Below are 18,929 nucleotides of genomic sequence, written 5' to 3'. Positions count from 1 at the left end.
TTACGTTATTCTTTGTTAATTTGAATAACTTCATTTCCGGCAATAGCATAAATAGTATCGTCAAAATTAGGCTTTAGAAAATATTTTCCAGTAAACTCACCAAAAGCTGGAAGTATAATCTGATTGGGTCTGCAAAAGAAACAGCGAAGCTTTAAAGTCTGCAAACCCAAGCCACGCAAGACAATTCCAGGATGAATGTGGCCTGAAAAATTAAATAAATTTTCTTTTTCGGTTGGATGATGCGTGAAAAAGAAACGGTCAATTTCTAAAATCTCTGTAACAATCACTCCAATTTTTTTATAATGAATTTCATCAATAATATCATGATTTCCAGTTATTAAATAGGTCTCTTGTTTATGATTCGAAAGCCATTCCTCAAATAAATTCCATTCTGTATTTTTGATGCTGTGAAATAAATCTCCCAAAAAAATGATTTTTTCAGGAAGAAAATAATCCAAAACGGCTGTGATTTTCCTAAAATTTTCAGAAATAGCATTTTGCGGAATAGCGATTCCGTTTTTTCTAAAATGTGTCACTTTTCCCAAATGCACATCAGAAATAATAACCGTTTTTTGCTTTTCCCAAAAAACAGCACCGCTGGCATGAAGTATAAAGTTTTCGTTTTGTATTTGAATATTCATAAGGTCTATTTCATGTATGATGCAGTCATTTTCTGAATTCTTTCAGCCAGAGTTTCACTCGAAAGCTTTTCTCTCAATCGATCGGTAATAATTGGGAAACTAAAAGGCGTTGGTTTTAAGCATTGTTTCCAGATAATTTTTTGATTTGCAATTCGTTCCAAAGCCAATATCAAACGTCCTTCTTCTAACTGATGCTCAAAGGTTTCACGGTAGGCTTGATGCAATAACAAATTATCGGGCTCAAAATCTCTAAATACTTCAAACAGCAATTGCGAACCGCTTTGCAAATGTTTGGTCTTAACCATTTTTCCTGGAAAACCTGTAAAGACCAATCCTGAAATTACCGCTATATCTCTAAATTTTCTTCTCGCCATTTCGGTTGAATTTAAACTTTTCTGCAAATCGTGATGCACATATTCGGTTGAAAATAAATTATTGTCTAAAACGGCTTCAATATCTATTTCCTGATCTGAAAGCAATTCGAAACCATAATCATTATAAGCCAAAGAAAATGTGATCGATTGCAGTAAACTAATTCTAAATGCCAATAAACTGGCTAAAGCTTCATGAACAAAGCGTCCTTCAAACGGATAAAAAATAGCATGAAATCCTTCTCGGGTTTTAAAAGTTTCAATCAAAAATTCATCTGAACTTGGCACAATAGATTCTTTTCGCTGTCTTTGAAATAAAGGCTGTAAAGCTTTTAATTCTGGCGAAAGATTATCGGTATTGGCTCGATATAATTCTTTTCGAAGCAATTCGCTCATTTGAGAAGAAAGAGCCAAACGTCCGCCCATCCAGCTCGCAATTTTAGATTCTTTCTTCGGACTCGCTTTTTTTACCAAAACCTGCATGTTCCTGATTTTGAATAATTCCAGTTTTTTTCCAGCAAAAATAAAAGTATCGCCCGGTTTTAATTTCGAAATAAACCATTCTTCAATCGTGCCAATATAACCGCCAGTGAGATATTTTACGTTCATCACAGCATCGCCAACAATAGTTCCAATCTGCATTCTGTGGTGCATGGCAATCATTCTGCTGTTTATTTTGTAACAGCCGTTTTCGTCAATTTCCACTTTTTTAAATTCGTCGTAAGCATGAAGACTTTGACTTCCTTGTGTAATGAAATTTAAAATCCAGTTCCAGTTTTCATCCGAAATGGTTTGATAACTGAAAGTTCCCTGAATTTCTTTGAAAATTTCGTTTGGATAAAATCCGTCAGAAACTGCCAGAGTATTAAGATATTGAACCAAAACATCCCAGCTATTTAAATACGGAACACGATCTTCTATTACGCTGTTTTCGACCGCTTTTTTTAGAGCTGAAGCTTCTATTAATTCAATGGCATGAGTGGCAAGAAAATAAATAACACTTTCTTTTCCAGGCTGATGTCCGCTTCGTCCGGCGCGCTGCATGAAACGGGCAACGCCTTTTGGGCCTCCGACCTGAATTATTGATTCGACAGGAGCAAAGTCAACACCCAAATCTAAACTAGAAGTGCAGACTACGACTTTTAATTCTTCGTTCCGAATAGCATTTTCAACCCAAAGTCTGGTTTCCCGATCAATACTTCCGTGATGCATGGCCATTTCTCCAGCAAATTCAGGATATTTTTCTAATAATCTCTGATACCATATTTCGCAAGCCGAACGAACATTGGTAAAAATAAGCGTCGTTTTACTGGTTTTTATAATTTTTGCGGCTTCATCAATCAGATGTAATCCCATGTGTCCGCGCCATGGATACGTATCCATTTTGTCTGGAATAATGGAAATAACTTTTATTTTCTTGTTAATTACCGCTTTGATTAAAACGGAATTATGATACGCTTCAGAATCTACTCCAAGCAAAACTTCCTGCGCTTGTTGTAGATTACCAATTGTGGCTGAGATTCCCCAGATTCGAATATTTTTAGCAACGGTTTTTAATCTTGATAAGGCTAATTCAACTTGTACGCCACGTTTGGTTCCGAGTAATTCATGCCATTCGTCAATTACGATGGAACTGCAATTTTTAAAAATATTTGAATACGCTTTTGTGGCTAAAAGCAGTTGCAGACTTTCGGGAGTTGTAATCAGCAAATCGGGCATTTTGGTTTTTTGCTTGGAGCGTTCTGCAGAAGATGTATCTCCCGACCGAATCCCAACTGTCATTGGGATGTCTAAATCTGCTAAAACTCGCTCTGCGGCTTGTTTTATTTCGACAGATAAAGACCTTAAAGGCGTAATCCAAATCGCTTTTAATCCTGAGTTATGCTTGATTTTGTAATTCGGATTTTCTTTAATATAGTTTAAAATGATAGGAAGCCAAAGCGCATAGGTTTTTCCGCTTCCAGTTGGAGCATTTAGCAAGCCGTTTTTGCCCTGCAAGAAAGCAGTCCAAGTCTGGGTCTGAAACGGAAAAGGTTTCCATCCCTGACTTTCAAACCATTCGCTGGCGATCTTATATAATTGCTCTCTATTCATTTATAAAATCATGTTTTTTAAATCTTCGATTGAATTGGCTTCTTCAATTTTTTTGTCGTGTCGCCATCTTAAAATACGCGGAAAACGGGTTGCAACTCCGCTTTTATGTCTTTTGGAAAGGGCAATTCCTTCAAAACCAATTTCGAAAACCAACTTCGGCGTAACGCTTCTAACAGGTCCAAATCTTTCTAAAGTATTTTTTTTGATGAAATCATCGACCATTCTACACTCGGCATCAGTTAAACCAGAATACGCTTTCGCGAAAGTGACGAGTTCACGTTCCTTATTTTCATTTTCCTGCCAAAGCGCAAAAGTATAATCGGTAAACAAATTAGATCTTCTGCCGTGACCGCGCATGGCGTAGGTGAGAACGGCATCAATCGTTAATGGTTCAATTTTCCATTTCCACCAATCTCCTTTTTTTCTTCCAACTAAATAGGGAGAATCTTTTCGTTTCAGCATTAAACCCTCGCTTTTCATTTCACGCGATTTTAATCTTTCGTTTGTAACATCTTCCCAAGTTGAAAAATGAATTCTTTCTGAAAGCTGTAACGGAATCTCTTTTCCAATTAAACCAGTAAATAATTCTTCCAATAAGGTTCGGCGTTCTTCGTAAGGAAGATTCCGAATATCTTTTCCCTGCCATTCCAATAAATCGTAAGCTTTAATAATAACTGGCGTATTTTTTAAAACAGAAGCCGATACATTTTTACGACCAATTCGGGTTTGTAGATCATTAAATGTCCCAATTTGATTGTCTATAAAAGGAAGAATTTCGCCGTCTATAACCGTTCCGTCGGGAATATTGCCAATGAAAGATTGAAATTCTGGATATTTATCGGTTACTAATTCTTCGCCACGGCTCCAAACGTAAATTTCGTTATCGCGAATAATGGTTTGAGATCGAATTCCGTCCCATTTATGTTCGGCGCTCCAGTCTTCGGGATTTCCAAGATTTTCAATTTCACCTTCAATTGGATATGCCAAATAAAAAGGATAAGGTTTCGATAAATAATCGCTACTTTTTTCGTCCAAAATCAATTCTTGAAACGTAATCGTATTCGGATTCCAGTCGCCCATTAATTTATAAGCGAGTGTATCTTCATCAATATTTTCGGCTTTAGAAAGTGCTCGAGTCATTAATTTTTGACTTAAACCAATTCTGAAACTGCCCGTTATTAATTTAGTAAAAACGAATCTTTCGTAATAATTTAAATTCAGCCAGTTGGTTTGTAAATATTCTTTTTTCTCTGAGTCAGTTTTCTTTTTTAAGGCAATGATTTCCTGTAAAAATTCAGTTAGACTTTTATCAGAATGTTCTTTTGTGGTTGGAATTACAAGCGCAATCGTTTCGGCCAAATCACCAACAATATGGTAACTTTCTTCAAATAGCCAAAGCGGAATATTAGCCAATTCGTTTGCCCATAAACGTAATAAAGTCGTATTAACGGGTCGGGGAGGGCGACGATGCGAAAGAATAGCGATTGTCCAGACTTTGTCTTCGTCGTTTGCTTTTAGGAAATAATTCGTCAGCGCATCAACTTTTACCGATGTTTTATTAGAACTGTCTAAGGTTTTTATAAGCTCGGCAAAGTTTTTCATTTTTTTTGTTGTAAAGTGTTAGATGTAAAATGTGAGAGGAGGTTAAATGTTGTCTTTTTACATTTAACTTTTTACATTTTACAATTATTCTTCATCTGTATTATTGGTTTCTCCTTCATATTGCGTGTTTGCTGTTCTGGCATCATAGCCTAATTCTCTTAAATATCTCGAGAAAATATCTGAATATCCATGAGTGCAGATGACTCTTTCTGCGCCTGTTGCTTTTATGCTTTCCAATAAACCAGTCCAGTCACAGTGATCGCTTAAGACAAATCCGCGGTCAACGGCTCGTCTGCGTCTTGCACCTCTAAAAGCCATCCAGCCGCTTGCTGTTCCTGTTACAAAAGGAGTCATTTTTCTAATCCAAGTGCTTCCATGTGCGCTTGGCGGAGCAATTACAATATTGCCTAATAAATCTTCTTTTTTAGTTTCGGCAGTTACTCGTATAGTTGGAGGCAAATCAATCATTTGGCGCGCAATATTGGTCATATTTTCTATTGCGCCATGAGTGTAAATTTGTCCAATGTTTGTATCTAGATTTTTTAATAATCGCTGTGCTTTTCCTAAGGAATATCCAAACAAGACAGAGGTTTTTCCTTCTGCACGATTCTCAGCCCACCAATTATTAATTTCAGTCATAACATCTGCTTGCGGTTCCCATTTAAAAGCGGGAAGTCCGAAAGTACATTCGGTTATGAAAGAATGGCATTTTACGACTTCATATGGAACTGAAATTCCGTCGTCTTCTGTTTTATAATCGCCTGTAAAAACCCAAATTTCACCTTTGTATTCCACTCTAATTTGTGCTGAACCAATTATATGGCCAGCAGGGTGAAAAGAAAATTTTACGCCGTTTATGGTAAAAGTTTCATTCCAACCTTTTCCTGAAACATTAATATCTCCAAGTCGATATTTTATAATGGGAATATTGGAATAATGAGTAATATAATTTTGGTGTCCCCATCTAGCATGATCAGAATGACCATGTGTTATTATGGCATTGGTAACTGGCCGCCACGGATCAAGATAAACATCTGCCTGTTGGCAGTAAATTCCTTTGTCGTTAAATTGTAATAATGGCGGATTCATTTTTTTAATTAGATCATTAGGAAATTTGGCAATTAAATAATTTTTACGCGCTTGCTGCGATAATTAGATAAGCTATAAGTGATATGCTCAATACAAAAAGCATCATTGTAATAAAGGTAAGCATTGCGGTTGAATATTGATACTTTCCTTTTTTTAATAGTTTGATAGTGTGAATGTACCGCAGATAAGACAGCAAAATAGTTAATGCGCCAGCAATTAATAAACCAATCCCTAAATAGATGGTAAAGTTACTATTGGGCGGGACAGTTTCTGCTAAATGTTTAGCGGGAACCTGTTTTAGAAATAAAGAAAATTTTACTGCCACAAATCCGAAAACCATGATTCCAATTCCAGTACGAAGCCATGCTAATAAAGTTCTTTCATTAGACAAATATTCATTCATAACTTCCTGATCATTTTTTGGTGACATAACTGTTTTAGTTTTTTTTAGTATTCATAATTTCGATAAGGTGGACAGTTGTATTTATCATCTTCATTATCTAAATTATAGCTATCATAAGGATTAGCATCATCATAAGTTGAAAAAGGAGTATTATCCTCAGCAACATTTAATCCGCTTTCAATAATTTGATAGCAATCATTAGAATAGCAATTATATTGATTTCTGTAGTTGGTATCTGGATTTTGCCCTGAAGTAAACTCTTCATCCAAAGCTTCATTTTCATGTGCAGTATCAATATGATCAGGTTTTCTGCACTTAAGATTGTTTAATCTTGCAATTTTTAGGTTGTTGCTATCTGTACTCATAACTACTATTTTTAAGTTGTAATTTTTCGACTTTTGATATATACAAATTTGAAAATTAGATACTTGAAAAAATTATAAGATTTGATTTTAATTTTACATGATTCGTTTCTGCAAAATTTGTCTTAATTTTTATTTTATAAAATTCAATTATAATTCTGTAAAATAAGCATTTACGTATTTTGCAACTTTGTATATATTAATTATTTAAAAAATTATAACATTATGGAAACTTCAAGAAAAGATTCGAAATCTGGAATGAAAGATTCTGGAAAAACTCAAAAATCAACTTCTGGTTCTAGAGGAAAAAGCACTACAACAAAATCAAACGATTCTAAAGGTAGAGCTGGGCATTAATTTTTTAGTTTATTAGATAACTAAATAATAAAAGCGTGCTGTTTATATATAGACAGCACGCTTTTAAGTTTTATAAGGCTAAAGTTTATTTTAAAACCTCTTGAATTGTTTTTACAAAAGTTTCTACAGGTTGAGCTCCTGAAACAGCATATTTACGATTAAATACAAAAAACGGAACACCTTGAACACCAATTTCTCCGGCTTCTTTAATATCAGATTGCACTTCTTTTAAATATAAAGTATCGCTTTCTAACACTTCTCTAATTTCATTTTCTTCTAAACCGGCCTGAATACCTAATTCTATTAAAGTAGGACCGTTGTTTAAGTCTCGTCCATCAGTAAAATACGCCTTAAAGAATATTTCTTCCATTCGATCGCCCATATTTTTGGTTTTAGCCAATTGAATAATTCTATGTGCATTTAAAGAATTCGAGATTACTGCCTTGTCAAAATTGTAATCTAAACCAACACTTTTAGCGCGTTCTGCGACACCTTTGTGCATTTCTTTAGATTGTTCAATAGACATGCCTTTTCTTTCTGCTAAGAACGTGTAAACGTCCATATCAGGTTGAGCAGTAATAGTTGGATCAAGCTGAAAACTTTTCCATTCAATTTCAAATTCGTCATTTGGAAATACTGCAAGCGCAGTTTCCAACTGTCTTTTTCCGATATAACAAAACGGACACATGATGTCCGACCAAATTTCTATTTTCATTTTACAAAGATACGGAAAATTGTTTGCTTCAAGTTTCAGGTTTCAAGATTCAAGTTGATATACTATGCGTATATTTTTTACCGCAAAGTTTGCTAAGGTTTACGCAAAGGTCAGTTTTCTTTTTTCTAAAGTCTTTATAAAGAATTTAAATACACAAATCTTTACGCTCTTAGTATTCTAAAACAATCTTAAGTAAGAATCTTAGCGAACTTTGCCTAAAACCTTTGCGAACTTTGCGGTAAAAAATATACGCATAGTATATCAACTTGAAACCTGAAACTTGAAACCTGAAACTTGAAACCTGAAACTTGAAACCTGAAACTTGAAACCTGAAACTTGAAACCTGAAACATGAAACATGAAACCTGAAACATGAAACCTGAAACTTGAAACCTGAAACTTGAAATAAAGAAAATCAAATAAAAAACCGCAACTCTTTATGGGAATTGCGGTTTCTAGGTATAAAAAATGGTTGGTTAATAGCGATATCTTTTTTTTTACAATGATATATCTTTTATTTAGAACTAAAAAATATCCCTGTAACAGAAAGAAACTTTAATGTTAACTATTTAACATTACAGGCATTACAAGCATAGTAACTGTTTCTCCTTCTTCTAAACCATCAACTGGCGTTAAAATACCAGCTCTATTTGGTAACGACATTTCAAGCATAATCATGTCAGATTGTAGGTTTGTTAGCATTTCAGTTAAGAAACGAGAGTTGAAACCAATTTGTAAATCATCTCCTTGATAATCACAAGTCAATCTTTCTTCTGCTTTGTTCGAGTAGTCAATATCTTCTGCAGAGACATTTAATTCTGCTCCAGCAATTTTCAAACGAATTTGATGTGTAGTTTTGTTAGAGAAAATGGCAACACGTTTAACAGAACTTAAGAATAAAGAACGGTCAATCATTAATTTGTTTGGATTTTCTTTAGGAATTACCGCTTCGTAATTAGGGTATTTTCCGTCGATTAAACGACACATTAAGATATAATTGTCAAATGAGAAAGTCGCATTCGAATCGTTATATTCAATTTTTACTTCAGCATCAGAAGTTCCTAAAATACTTTTTAAAATGTTTAAAGGTTTTTTAGGCATAATAAAATCTGCCACTTGAGACGCTTTTACATCTGTACGAGCATATTTAACCAATTTATGAGCATCTGTAGCAACGAAAATTAATCCTTCTGGTGAAAACTGGAAGAAAACTCCAGACATTACCGGACGTAAATCATCGTTTCCAGCAGCAAAAATAGTTTTACTAACCGCAGTTGCCAAAACTTCTGCAGGAACAAGTGTTACAGATGGATCTTCAAGACTTACTGCTTTAGGGAATTCTTCTCCTGCAGCATAAGCCAATGCATATTTACCAGAATTAGAACTAATTTCTACTGTGTTGTTATCCTCAACAGTAAAAGTTAACGGCTGCTCTGGGAACGTTTTTAAAATTTCAAGCAAAAGTTTTGCAGGAACTGCTACGCTTCCTTTGCTTGTAGAATCGATCGATAATGTAGCCGACATTGTTGTTTCAAGATCTGAAGCCGAAACGGTCAACTCATTGCTGTTTAGTTCAAATAAAAAGTTGTCTAAAATAGGCAACGTATTGTTACTATTGATTACACTACCTAAAACTTGTAATTGTTTTAATAAGTATGAACTCGATACTATAAATTTCATCTGTTTTATTTTATTTTTTGATGGATGCTCTAGCCAATAAAGGGCTAAATATACGGATTACAAATATATCTTAAACTATCTAAAGTATGACATTTTTTTATTAACATCTATTTGCTGTATTTTCTTTTTCTTACAAAAGTAAATACAAGTCCGAAAACCAATAAAATTAGAATTGGAACTCCGATAGTTATGAATTGAGTAAAGGTATAGCTCTCGTATACTTTTTCTTTATCTAATAAAGGCAATTCTACATCTTTACTTCTAATGTTAATAAGTCCAGTATCGTCTAAAAGATAATTGATACAATTCATAACGAAGTCTTTATTATCATATAGATTTCCTGTTCTTTGATCGTAACCTAGCTCGACTGGCATCATATTTTTATCCAATTGATTTCTTGCAATATCTCCGTCGGCAACAACAATCATTTTGTTTGCTTTTCCTTTTGCTGTAAAAGAATTATCCTTGAAAGGTAGAATTCTGTTCTCAAAAGCAGAATGAAAAGAACCTTCTAATAAAACAGCAAGCGGTTTATTTCCCTTATTCAAATAATCCTGCGGAGTTGTTTTTTCGGTAACCATATTCAGATTAACTTCTACAGGAGAACCAATTGTTTTAGAGTATTGAGAAGATTGCAATAAAACGGTTTTTTTAATTCCGTTTTTCAAAGTGTCAATCGGATTTGCGAAATCGAATTTAATTCCGCCCAAATTTTTAACGATAGGATGCTGGCTTGTAGGGTAAACCTGTGGCGCAAATTTCCAGATAAAATCCTGATATTGCGTTGCGCTCCCTTGTTCGCCAGTTGCTAGTTTAATCGGGCTTCCTTGTTCATCTTTAATTAAATCAGGATTAATTCTGAATCCGTATTTAAAGAACATATCGTTCAAATTTAAATCTCTTGGATATGCCAGAGTTGCGCCCATATCATTATATAGACTGTCCATATCGGCAGCGACTTGGTCAATTAACCAAAGTGTTTTTCCACCGTTCATAATAAATTGATCTAGAACCTCCTTTTCTTCGTCAGAGAACTTTTCTGTTGGTTTAGAAATAATGGCTAAATCGTATTTTTTTAATGCATTTAAAGTACCGTTTGGATCTTTTGCAACAGAATCTAAAGTAAATGGACCAATATAATAACTCTCTCGAATCTGCATCAGCATTTTAGCAACGTGAATTTCGTTCAATTCACCGTTTCCTTTTATGATCGCAACTTTTTTCTGTTTGTCTTTTGTGATTTTATTAATAGCATCTGCAATAGAATATTCTAAATGCTGAATTGATCCTATTACTTTCTGAGTTGTAGAAGCTCCCATTATGTTTTTTAATAATGGAATATTAACTTCTTTATTGTTGTAAACTGCAACTGCCCAAGGAAAAACCATTGCCTGAGATTGTTTTCCTTTATCGTCAACACTAATGTTTATTGGAGTTAATCCTTTTTGGAAAAGCGATTTTGTCAATTCGTCACTTTCGTCTTCATTCTCTAACGGATCAACAAATTCAAAAACAATATTGCTGTTATAGGCCTGAAATTCCTCTAATAATTGTTTGGTTTCCTGCTGTAAACGTCTAAAATCGGCTGGAAGATCACCTGCCATATATATTTTTACAGAAAGCGGATTCTTGATTTGCTTTACAATTCCTAACGAAGTTGGCGATAAGGTATAACGTTTGTCTTTGGTTAAATCAAAGCGATGAAAAAATAAGGTTCCAAGGACATTTAATACAACTAAAATAAATATAGTGATGCCTAACGTCTTTAAGTTATGTTTGGTAGATAGTTTCATTAGGCTTTAAAAGATTTTAATTGGTAAACTGTAAAAGACAAGAAAGCAATAGCAATGCTTATGAAATAAATAATATCTCTAGTATCGATGACACCACGACTCATACTTTTAAAATGACTCTGCATTCCTAAAACTGAAATAAAATTGTTTGAACCTGGAATTAAAGAAGCTAGACCTTCAAAACCAAAATAAAAGAAAAAGCAAAGAAAAACGGCAACAATAAAAGCCACGATCTGATTTTCTGAAAGGGTAGAAGTGAAGATTCCGATTGCTGAATAAGAAGCAATTAAAAACAATAGTCCGAAATAAGAACCAATTGTGCTTCCCATGTCAATATTACCCTCTGGCGAACCTAAATCGGAAATTACTTTAACATAAATTAAAGTTGGAATAATGGCTAAAATAATCAGTAAAAATGAGCCAAAGAATTTACCATTTACAATTTCCCAGATTGATAAAGGTTTTGTCAATAATAACTCCAAAGTTCCTTGTTTTTTTTCATCAGAGAAACTTCTCATGGTTACGGCTGGAATTAGGAAAATCAAAATCCAAGGTGCCAACGTGAAAAACGGAGTTAAATCGGCATAACCAGTATTTAGAATATTATAGTCTCCTTCAAATACCCATAAAAATAGTCCGTTACTTATTAAGAAAATCGCAATGACCAAATAGCCAATAGGAGAACCAAAAAAGGATTTTATTTCTCGTAAAATGATTGATTTCATTTGTTTGTTTTTTGTTTTTGTATAGTTTCAAGTTTCATGTTTCAAGTCGCACGTTTAACGTGAAACTTTAAACCTGAAACTAATTTAAGCTCACCAATTTATCAACGCTCCAAGCTTCTGGTTTTGCATTGAATAGTTTTTTTGTAAAATCCCAAACGCTATTAAAGAGTTCAGAATTTCTATAATTTTCCAAATCTTCTTCGGTTTCCCAGTAACTGTAAGTGAAAAAGATGCATTTGTCATTTTTGTCCTGATACAATTCTAAAAAACGATTTCCTTCGGTATTTCGTATTTTCTCTTTCACTGATTCAAAATTCTCCAGAAAATCCGGGATTTTTTCTTCGTGAAAACTCATTTTTACTATTCGAACAAACATGTTTGTAATTTTAGATTTCTGATTTTAGATTTTAGATAGTAAATCTGTTTACAGGTGCGCAAAAGTACCAAAATTGATTGTAATAAAATGAAATTCCAATTTTGAAATTCTAAATTCCAGTAAAAATTTAAATTTTAATTATTTAAGACACTTTTAACTTGATTATAATTGAGTTTGTCTTTAAAAAAAGTAAAAGGAGGTCTGCCATTTGGCTGAGTGTTAACGAGTATTTTTTCTTTTGTAATTCTTATTATAGTCACGGTTTGACTTTCATAGCTGTAAGAACTATTAGTTCTAAGTTGAATAACTCCATCACTCCAATTTGTTAATATCCAGCCATTTTTCTCTAATAGTTTTCCTATTTCAAGAGTTGATAAGTCCTTTTTAAAAAGTAGTTCTCTGAATTTTCTTTCGCTTTCTATTCTGTAGATTATATATATAAATGAAATAATCCCAACTCCAATTAGATTTAATTCAACATTATTATCAGTAGATTTACCCAATCCTGCATAAATCATTATAAAAGGAAAAAACATAATAAAGTATTTACCAAGGTAATCTAAGCTTGTAATTGGCCATTTTAAATTTTCTATTATGTATTTTTTAGTTTTCGAAGTCATTTGTAGTTTAACTAAGAAAATTTAATCGTAATCACATCACGATAATTCAATCCAAGAAGACTATTTGCAGAACCCACTTTAGAAGGATTGCTTCTGAAAATAGCGATTTCAAGAAAACCAGCTTCATTAAAAATAGCCAATTTTTCTCCTTCATAAGTTTTAATCGGATATTTGTCTGAAGTTGCAATAGCCGAATAATTTGGCAGAATCGTTTTGATGTTTTTTGGCTTCATCACGATTTCATACGGACGTCCGCGCGAAATTTCTAAGAATTGCTTTTTAGAGATATTCGTAACCACGTTTCCAAAATGGTCAATGTAAATGATGTTCCCTTTTATAGAATTTCCGTCATCTGCTACAAGAGCTTGCAATTCGGTAGCTTCTTTAATGGAAGGGATTTCTTTTCCAATTACATTCAATAAACCGCCTTTTGATAAGTGAGAAGCAACCTGAATGAAGATGTCTAAATCTGTAGCTTCAATCGGGAAACGATCGTGAATATTGATTGCTACAATCTTTTGCGGTACGATTTTCTGTGTCAGCATGCTCAAGATTCCGTTATCTGCACAAATAAAGTAGTGATCGTTCCATTGCATGGCTATATGCTGGTTCTCTTTATTGCGTTCAATATCAACACCAATTAAGTGTACGGTTCCTTTTGGGAAACTCATATAAGCTGCGCCAATTATATAACTTGCTTCGGCAGTATTAAAGGGATCAATGTCATGAGAAATGTCAACGATTTGAACCTCTGGATTTTCAGAAAGTATTTTACCCTTCAGCGACCCCACAAAGTGATCTTTTAAGCCGTAGTCTGTAGTAAGGGTAATTATTGACATATTTTTGTTTATAACTATTGATAGTATTTAAATCTAATTTTCATTAAATTTGAGAAATGCAAAGCTAATAATAGTAAACACAAATTGAAAGAAAGAAAAGACAAATTGTGTTTTTTAAAGTATTTGCAAGTTACAATATTCAGAAACACGGATTTATGTTAAGAAATAGAAAAACTGAAAACTGCAATCGAATAGTGTGACTATAAAAAAGACCCGACAACCACTAAATATTAAAAGGAATTTTTAATTTAAAACTACTTCATTTGAACGAAAGAATAATCGAGCTAGTAGACATTGCTCCAAAAGAGTTTTGGGGCGCACAGGATAGCCATCTAGAAATCATTAAAAAGTATTACCCAAAGCTTAAAATCGTAGCACGAGGGACAACTTTAAAAGCATTTGGCGAAAAAGAAGTTTTAGACGAATTCGAAAAAAGATTTCAAAGATTAATGCTTCACTTTACACGTTACAATAATATTGACGATAATGTAATAGAACGTGTAATAATGAGTGATGGTCAGGATGAAAAGAGAGCTTACGATCATGACAAAATCTTAGTTCATGGTGTTGGCGGTAAGATTGTAAAGGCAATGACTCCAAATCAGCAATTGCTGGTTGATACTGTAAAAAAGAACGATATGGTTTTTGCAGTAGGTCCGGCCGGAACAGGAAAAACGTACACAGGAGTCGCAATGGCAGTAAAAATGCTAAAGGATAAAGAAGTAAAAAGAATCATTCTGACGCGTCCTGCAGTTGAAGCTGGTGAAAACCTAGGTTTCTTGCCTGGAGATATGAAAGAGAAACTCGATCCTTATATGCAGCCACTTTATGATGCATTACGTGATATGATTCCGAATGAAAAACTGGAAGATTATATTCTGAAGGGAATTATCCAGATTGCACCTTTGGCTTTCATGCGTGGAAGAACTCTTGACAATGCTTTTGTAATTCTTGATGAAGCTCAGAATACCACTCACTCACAAATGAAAATGTTTTTGACCCGTATGGGGAAAAATGCCAAATTCATGATTACAGGTGATCCTGGACAGGTCGATTTACCGCGAAGAACCATTTCTGGTCTTAAAGAAGCGCTTTTGGTTTTAAAAGACATTGATGGCATCGGAATTATTTATTTGGATGATAAAGATATCGTTCGCCACAGATTGGTTAAAAAGGTAATCGATGCATATAAGCAAATAGAAAATCACGACTAATTATAAATTTTAGTGAAATGTTAAATGTAAATCGTGAATTGTGTTTTAACATTTATTAATATTCGTTTTGTAAGTTTTCTTTTGAAAAGTGCAAAACGAATATTTTTTTATTATCATTGAAGAAAGAATTATTCGATTAAAAAAGAATGGAAAGTAAAATTATTTTGATTGTTGGTTTACTTTTTTTTGCGGTTAAGTGTTATGCTCAAAAAAGAGAGGAAAATAAAACAGAAAGAAAAATAAATAAATTAACCGGAAAGGAAATTGTTCAAGAGTTAAACAGATTGAATTTTTTCAATTTAACCGATAAAATTGATTTTAAAATTACAAGAGATGAATTTGAAAAATCTTATGATGAATTGAATTTCTTTGAAGGTCAAATGAGAGAAGATTTAAGTTTTACAGATAATAGATTTTATATTATTGATTCTGAAACATTGTTTGAAGGAGAGGGATTAATTCAATATTTAGAAACCGTTAAAGTTTTATTTGATAAGTTAAATTTAAAACTTGTAATATCTGAAGAATTTGAATCTCAAACGGAAAAACATTTACTGCATAAGATAAAATTAAATGGAAAAGAATATATCGCTTTCGATAATGATTTTGGAAATTATGATTGGACGATAGCTTATTTAAATTTTATTGAAATGCTAAACGATCAGCTTAAGTTGCAAGGTAGTAATGATCAATTCTATCCAATTAGTTCAGGAAATGATGGAAAAATTGTATTGTTAACGAAAGACCAATTCATATTTGTCAAAAATAATTATCCAAATGATAAGAATCACCCAAAAGAAATTTTGGATTGGAAAGATGGGTTTAATTATTAAACTTATATTTGAAGATGAAACAACTAGATGATTTCTACCTAAATCAAGAAGAACCTATAAAAGGAATATTTTTGGCATTAAAAGAAATCATCCTAAAGCAAGATCTAGATATTACAAATACTTTAAAATACGGAATGCCTTTTTTCTCTTATAAAGGGAAAATGTTCTGCTATTTATGGATTCACAAAAAACTCAAACAACCATATATCGGAATCGTTGAAGGAAAACATTTTGATGAATCTTTTCTCATCCAGGAAAATCGTTCGAGAATGAAAATTTTGATATTTGATGTTAATAAAGATTTGCCTTTGGAGCAGATTGAAACAATACTCCACAAAGCCATAAATTTATATAAAACTGGAATTGTTAAGATTTAAATTGTTTATAAAGCAATATTTAACGGAATAGTTAAATAAATAATAAACTTGCCTCAATTTTAGCTTTCAAAGACTGTAATCTTTGCCTAACCGAGCTTAAAACCGTAAATTTGCATATCATCGAATTTGATAATTAATATGACAAAACTTAAAAATATAAAAGCTGTAGTAAGTGACCTTGACGGAACTTTACTCAACCCACAACACAGAATTTCAGAATATACGAAATCAATTTTTCAAGAACTTCACAATCAAGGCTACTTGATTATTGTAGCTACAGGACGTCATCACCTAGACGCAATGGCAATTATAGACACACTTGAAGTACCAGTTTATCTTGTAAGTTCTAACGGAGGAAGAATACATTCGCCAAACAAAGAAGAACTTTTTGCTTTTAATTTAGACAGCGATATTGTCAAAGCAGCTTTAAATATAGAAATTGACCCAGATGTTACAGTTGTATTATTCAAAGAAAACGTTTGGCAGACTAATAAATGGAATGAAAGATTAAACTCTTTTCAAGCCGAATTAAAATATCGTCCTGAATTGGTCGACTATAAAACAATTGAAGATTTTAAAGCGATCAAAATTTTCTTTTCTTGCGACGATCATGAGAAATTGGTAAAAGTAAGAGATGCTGTTTTAGCCAATTCTTCAGAACACTTGCATCACGCTTTCAGCTTACCAACTTGTTTAGAATTTATGGATAAATCTGTAGACAAGGCAGTTGCAATTGAAAAAGTGTTGGAAAAAGAAGGTTTTACTTTGGATGAAGCTATTTCGTTTGGAGATGGTTTTAATGATTTGCAAATGTTGTCAGCAACGGGAAAAGGATTAATTATGGGAAATGCGCCTTCAATTTTAAAAGATGCTTTACCAGATTTAGAAGTAATTAAGACCAATGCTGAGGATGGAGTTGCAAGATATATAGCAACCAAAATTTTGGATAAAGAGTTTGCAACAACTTAATTAAGAATGTTTTATATTCGGTTTGTTGCCGAATAACAAATAATCGTTATTTTTATAAGAGCTAATTCACAGAGAGTTAGCTCTTATTTTTTTAACCTTAATTATGCAACCATGAAAAAATTTCTACTTCAAGCTGAACGAAACTTGATTTCGGGGGCATTAGTTTTATTACCGCTTTTAGTTTTTTTTATTTTGTTGGGAAAAGTCTGGAAGTTTTTTCAGAATTATGGAGAAAAATTTGCACACTTTCTGCGTTTGGATTTGATATTGGGAAAATACGCGACCGATATTGTGGGAGGAATGATTTTGGTAGTTCTAATTTATTTAAGTGGCTTTTTGATGCGTTTATCTATTCTAAAAAGATTTACCAATTGGGTAGATGAGAAATTAATGATCTTTTTGCCAGGTTATGAAAAAAATAAAAAAGAAGCCGAAGAAAAATTATTAAAGAGAAATAGTAAACCAAAACCAGTTACAGACTTGCCAATTTTGTTTAAAAATGGAAATTTCTGGCAACCAGCCCATCTGATTGAAGAAGATGAAACGGGAAATGCAGTAATTTTTGTGCCCAATGCACCAGCTCACAACGAAGGACAAATTTTAATTGTACAATCTGGAGATTTTAAAAAGTTGCCTCAAACGACAATTTCAAGTTTAGACGAGTCAATAAAATCTTTTGGAAAAGGAATTTTAAGCTTTAAATAAATCACTTAAAATTGAAGTAATATTTTCTTTGTTTGCTCTGTCAAATAGTTTTAAATTTGCATTCATTAAAAACAACACAACCAAAAGGATAATGAGTAATACAATCACAACTACAAATTTTAATTTCCCGAATCAGAAATCAGTTTACCGTGGAAAAGTTAGAGAAGTTTATAATATTAACGACGAACTTTTAGTAATGGTGGCTACCGATAGACTTTCTGCTTTTGATGTAGTTTTGCCAAAAGGAATCCCGTACAAAGGACAAATCCTAAATCAGATTGCAACAAAATTTATGGAATTGACACAAGATATCGTTCCAAACTGGCTGATTGCTACTCCAGATCCAAACGTTGCTGTTGGACATTTATGTGATCCTTTTAAAGTAGAGATGGTTATTCGCGGTTATTTGTCTGGACATGCAGCTCGTGAATATGCAGCAGGTAGAAAACAAATCTGCGGTGTTACTATGGCTGAAGGTTTAAAAGAAAATGATAAATTTCCAGAACCAATTATTACACCAACTACAAAAGCAGATAATGGTTCTCATGATGAAGACATTTCTCGCGAAGATATTTTAGCAAAAGGAATTGTTTTTGAGGAAGATTATTTAGTTTTAGAAAAATATACTCGCGCTTTATTTCAGAGAGGAACTGAAATCGCTGCTAAACGCGGATTGATTTTAGTGGATACAAAATATGAGTTTGGAAAAACAAAAGATGGTGTTATTGTTTTAATTGATGAAATTCATACTCCAGATTCTTCTCGTTATTTCTACGCTGAAGGATATGAAGAAAGACAAGAAAAAGGAGAGGAGCAAAAACAATTATCTAAAGAGTTTGTTCGTCGTTGGTTGATCGAAAATGGTTTTCAAGGGCAAGAAGGACAACAGATTCCAAATATGGCAGACGAATATATCGAGTCAGTTTCTGAAAGATATATCGAATTGTATGAGAATATTTTAGGAGAAAAGTTTGTAAAAGCTGATATTGCTAATATTGATCAGCGTATTGAGAAAAATGTATTAGATTATCTTTCTTCAAAATAATAATTTTGATTTAAGCTAAAAAAATAAATATATAAAAAGTCTTGCTGTAATAAATTCAGCAAGGCTTTTTTTCTTTTAAATAGGTTTTCGATATGAAATCTAATCTGAAATTATCCCAAT

The 18,929-nt window shown here is 33.0% G+C and carries 20 protein-coding genes; 7 read left to right on the top strand and 13 right to left on the bottom strand.

Annotation, left to right across the window (positions count from 1 at the left end; genetic code table 11):
* Positions 1-5: 5 nt before the first annotated feature.
* From pdeM to AC5ZCW_RS18160, 6 genes are all read right to left on the bottom strand, one after another.
* Positions 6-641 carry a ligase-associated DNA damage response endonuclease PdeM gene (gene pdeM / locus AC5ZCW_RS18185; RefSeq protein ID WP_496121117.1) on the bottom strand — a complete coding sequence of 212 codons (636 nt, stop codon included), beginning with the start codon at positions 639-641 and terminating at the stop codon, positions 6-8.
* A 5-nt stretch (positions 642-646) separates the two neighbouring features.
* Positions 647-3,106: a ligase-associated DNA damage response DEXH box helicase gene (locus AC5ZCW_RS18180; RefSeq protein ID WP_496121115.1), complete on the bottom strand. Its 2,460-nt coding sequence runs from the start codon at positions 3,104-3,106 to the stop codon at positions 647-649.
* A complete protein-coding gene (locus tag AC5ZCW_RS18175) occupies positions 3,107-4,708 on the bottom strand; it encodes an ATP-dependent DNA ligase (protein WP_343544610.1) in 1,602 nt (533 codons plus the stop codon).
* 84 nt (positions 4,709-4,792) lie between these two features.
* Positions 4,793-5,797, bottom strand: a complete 1,005-nt coding sequence (locus tag AC5ZCW_RS18170) for a ligase-associated DNA damage response exonuclease (protein ID WP_496121113.1) — start codon at positions 5,795-5,797, stop codon at positions 4,793-4,795.
* A 43-nt stretch (positions 5,798-5,840) separates the two neighbouring features.
* Positions 5,841-6,227: a YidH family protein gene (locus AC5ZCW_RS18165; protein WP_343544608.1), complete on the bottom strand. Its 387-nt coding sequence runs from the start codon at positions 6,225-6,227 to the stop codon at positions 5,841-5,843.
* A gap of 17 nt (positions 6,228-6,244) precedes the next feature.
* On the bottom strand, positions 6,245-6,565 hold the full coding sequence (locus AC5ZCW_RS18160) for a hypothetical protein (protein WP_343544607.1): 321 nt from the start codon (positions 6,563-6,565) through the stop codon (positions 6,245-6,247).
* Positions 6,566-6,787: 222 nt separating this feature from the next.
* Here AC5ZCW_RS18160 and AC5ZCW_RS18155 point away from each other — a divergent pair, with 222 nt between their 5' ends.
* Positions 6,788-6,919 carry a hypothetical protein gene (locus AC5ZCW_RS18155; RefSeq protein WP_262510489.1) on the top strand — a complete coding sequence of 44 codons (132 nt, stop codon included), beginning with the start codon at positions 6,788-6,790 and terminating at the stop codon, positions 6,917-6,919.
* A gap of 85 nt (positions 6,920-7,004) precedes the next feature.
* Here the strand turns inward: AC5ZCW_RS18155 and AC5ZCW_RS18150 are convergent, their stop codons facing one another.
* The 7 genes from AC5ZCW_RS18150 to AC5ZCW_RS18120 all read right to left on the bottom strand — a co-directional run bounded on the left by AC5ZCW_RS18150 (position 7,005) and on the right by AC5ZCW_RS18120 (position 13,666).
* The gene (locus AC5ZCW_RS18150) at positions 7,005-7,634 is read right to left on the bottom strand and encodes a DsbA family oxidoreductase (RefSeq protein ID WP_343544606.1); all 630 of its coding nucleotides are present in this window, start codon (positions 7,632-7,634) and stop codon (positions 7,005-7,007) included.
* Between the two features lie 560 nt (positions 7,635-8,194).
* Positions 8,195-9,313, bottom strand: a complete 1,119-nt coding sequence (gene dnaN, locus AC5ZCW_RS18145; RefSeq protein WP_111423316.1) for a DNA polymerase III subunit beta — start codon at positions 9,311-9,313, stop codon at positions 8,195-8,197.
* A gap of 107 nt (positions 9,314-9,420) precedes the next feature.
* Complete coding sequence (gldG, locus tag AC5ZCW_RS18140; RefSeq protein ID WP_496121111.1) at positions 9,421-11,106, bottom strand: gliding motility-associated ABC transporter substrate-binding protein GldG; 1,686 nt, start codon at positions 11,104-11,106, stop codon at positions 9,421-9,423.
* Positions 11,106-11,831 carry a gliding motility-associated ABC transporter permease subunit GldF gene (gene gldF, locus AC5ZCW_RS18135; protein WP_496121109.1) on the bottom strand — a complete coding sequence of 242 codons (726 nt, stop codon included), beginning with the start codon at positions 11,829-11,831 and terminating at the stop codon, positions 11,106-11,108. The genes gldG and gldF overlap by 1 nt, the downstream gene beginning before the upstream one ends.
* Positions 11,832-11,910: 79 nt before the next feature.
* Complete coding sequence (locus tag AC5ZCW_RS18130) at positions 11,911-12,207, bottom strand: putative quinol monooxygenase (protein ID WP_496121108.1); 297 nt, start codon at positions 12,205-12,207, stop codon at positions 11,911-11,913.
* Positions 12,208-12,341: 134 nt separating this feature from the next.
* Complete coding sequence (locus AC5ZCW_RS18125; RefSeq protein WP_496121106.1) at positions 12,342-12,827, bottom strand: hypothetical protein; 486 nt, start codon at positions 12,825-12,827, stop codon at positions 12,342-12,344.
* An 11-nt stretch (positions 12,828-12,838) separates the two neighbouring features.
* Positions 12,839-13,666 carry an SAM hydrolase/SAM-dependent halogenase family protein gene (locus AC5ZCW_RS18120; RefSeq protein ID WP_496121105.1) on the bottom strand — a complete coding sequence of 276 codons (828 nt, stop codon included), beginning with the start codon at positions 13,664-13,666 and terminating at the stop codon, positions 12,839-12,841.
* A gap of 263 nt (positions 13,667-13,929) precedes the next feature.
* Here AC5ZCW_RS18120 and AC5ZCW_RS18115 point away from each other — a divergent pair, with 263 nt between their 5' ends.
* The 6 genes from AC5ZCW_RS18115 (at position 13,930) to AC5ZCW_RS18090 (ending at position 18,809) form a co-directional block, all read left to right on the top strand.
* Positions 13,930-14,880, top strand: a complete 951-nt coding sequence (locus tag AC5ZCW_RS18115; protein WP_281632742.1) for a PhoH family protein — start codon at positions 13,930-13,932, stop codon at positions 14,878-14,880.
* A 146-nt stretch (positions 14,881-15,026) separates the two neighbouring features.
* Complete coding sequence (locus tag AC5ZCW_RS18110) at positions 15,027-15,713, top strand: hypothetical protein (RefSeq protein ID WP_496121104.1); 687 nt, start codon at positions 15,027-15,029, stop codon at positions 15,711-15,713.
* Positions 15,714-15,727: 14 nt separating this feature from the next.
* Positions 15,728-16,090: a DUF1801 domain-containing protein gene (locus AC5ZCW_RS18105; protein WP_496121102.1), complete on the top strand. Its 363-nt coding sequence runs from the start codon at positions 15,728-15,730 to the stop codon at positions 16,088-16,090.
* Positions 16,091-16,228: 138 nt separating this feature from the next.
* Positions 16,229-17,059 (top strand): Cof-type HAD-IIB family hydrolase, encoded by an 831-nt coding sequence (locus AC5ZCW_RS18100; protein ID WP_496121101.1) that lies wholly within the window; start codon positions 16,229-16,231, stop codon positions 17,057-17,059.
* A 111-nt stretch (positions 17,060-17,170) separates the two neighbouring features.
* On the top strand, positions 17,171-17,764 hold the full coding sequence (locus AC5ZCW_RS18095; RefSeq protein WP_496121100.1) for a hypothetical protein: 594 nt from the start codon (positions 17,171-17,173) through the stop codon (positions 17,762-17,764).
* 91 nt (positions 17,765-17,855) lie between these two features.
* Positions 17,856-18,809 (top strand): phosphoribosylaminoimidazolesuccinocarboxamide synthase, encoded by a 954-nt coding sequence (locus tag AC5ZCW_RS18090; protein ID WP_496121098.1) that lies wholly within the window; start codon positions 17,856-17,858, stop codon positions 18,807-18,809.
* Positions 18,810-18,929: the final 120 nt, after the last annotated feature.

It is taken from the genome of Flavobacterium sp. PLA-DH12 (assembly GCF_059511845.1).
This window is presented reverse-complemented; position numbering and strand designations above follow the sequence as displayed.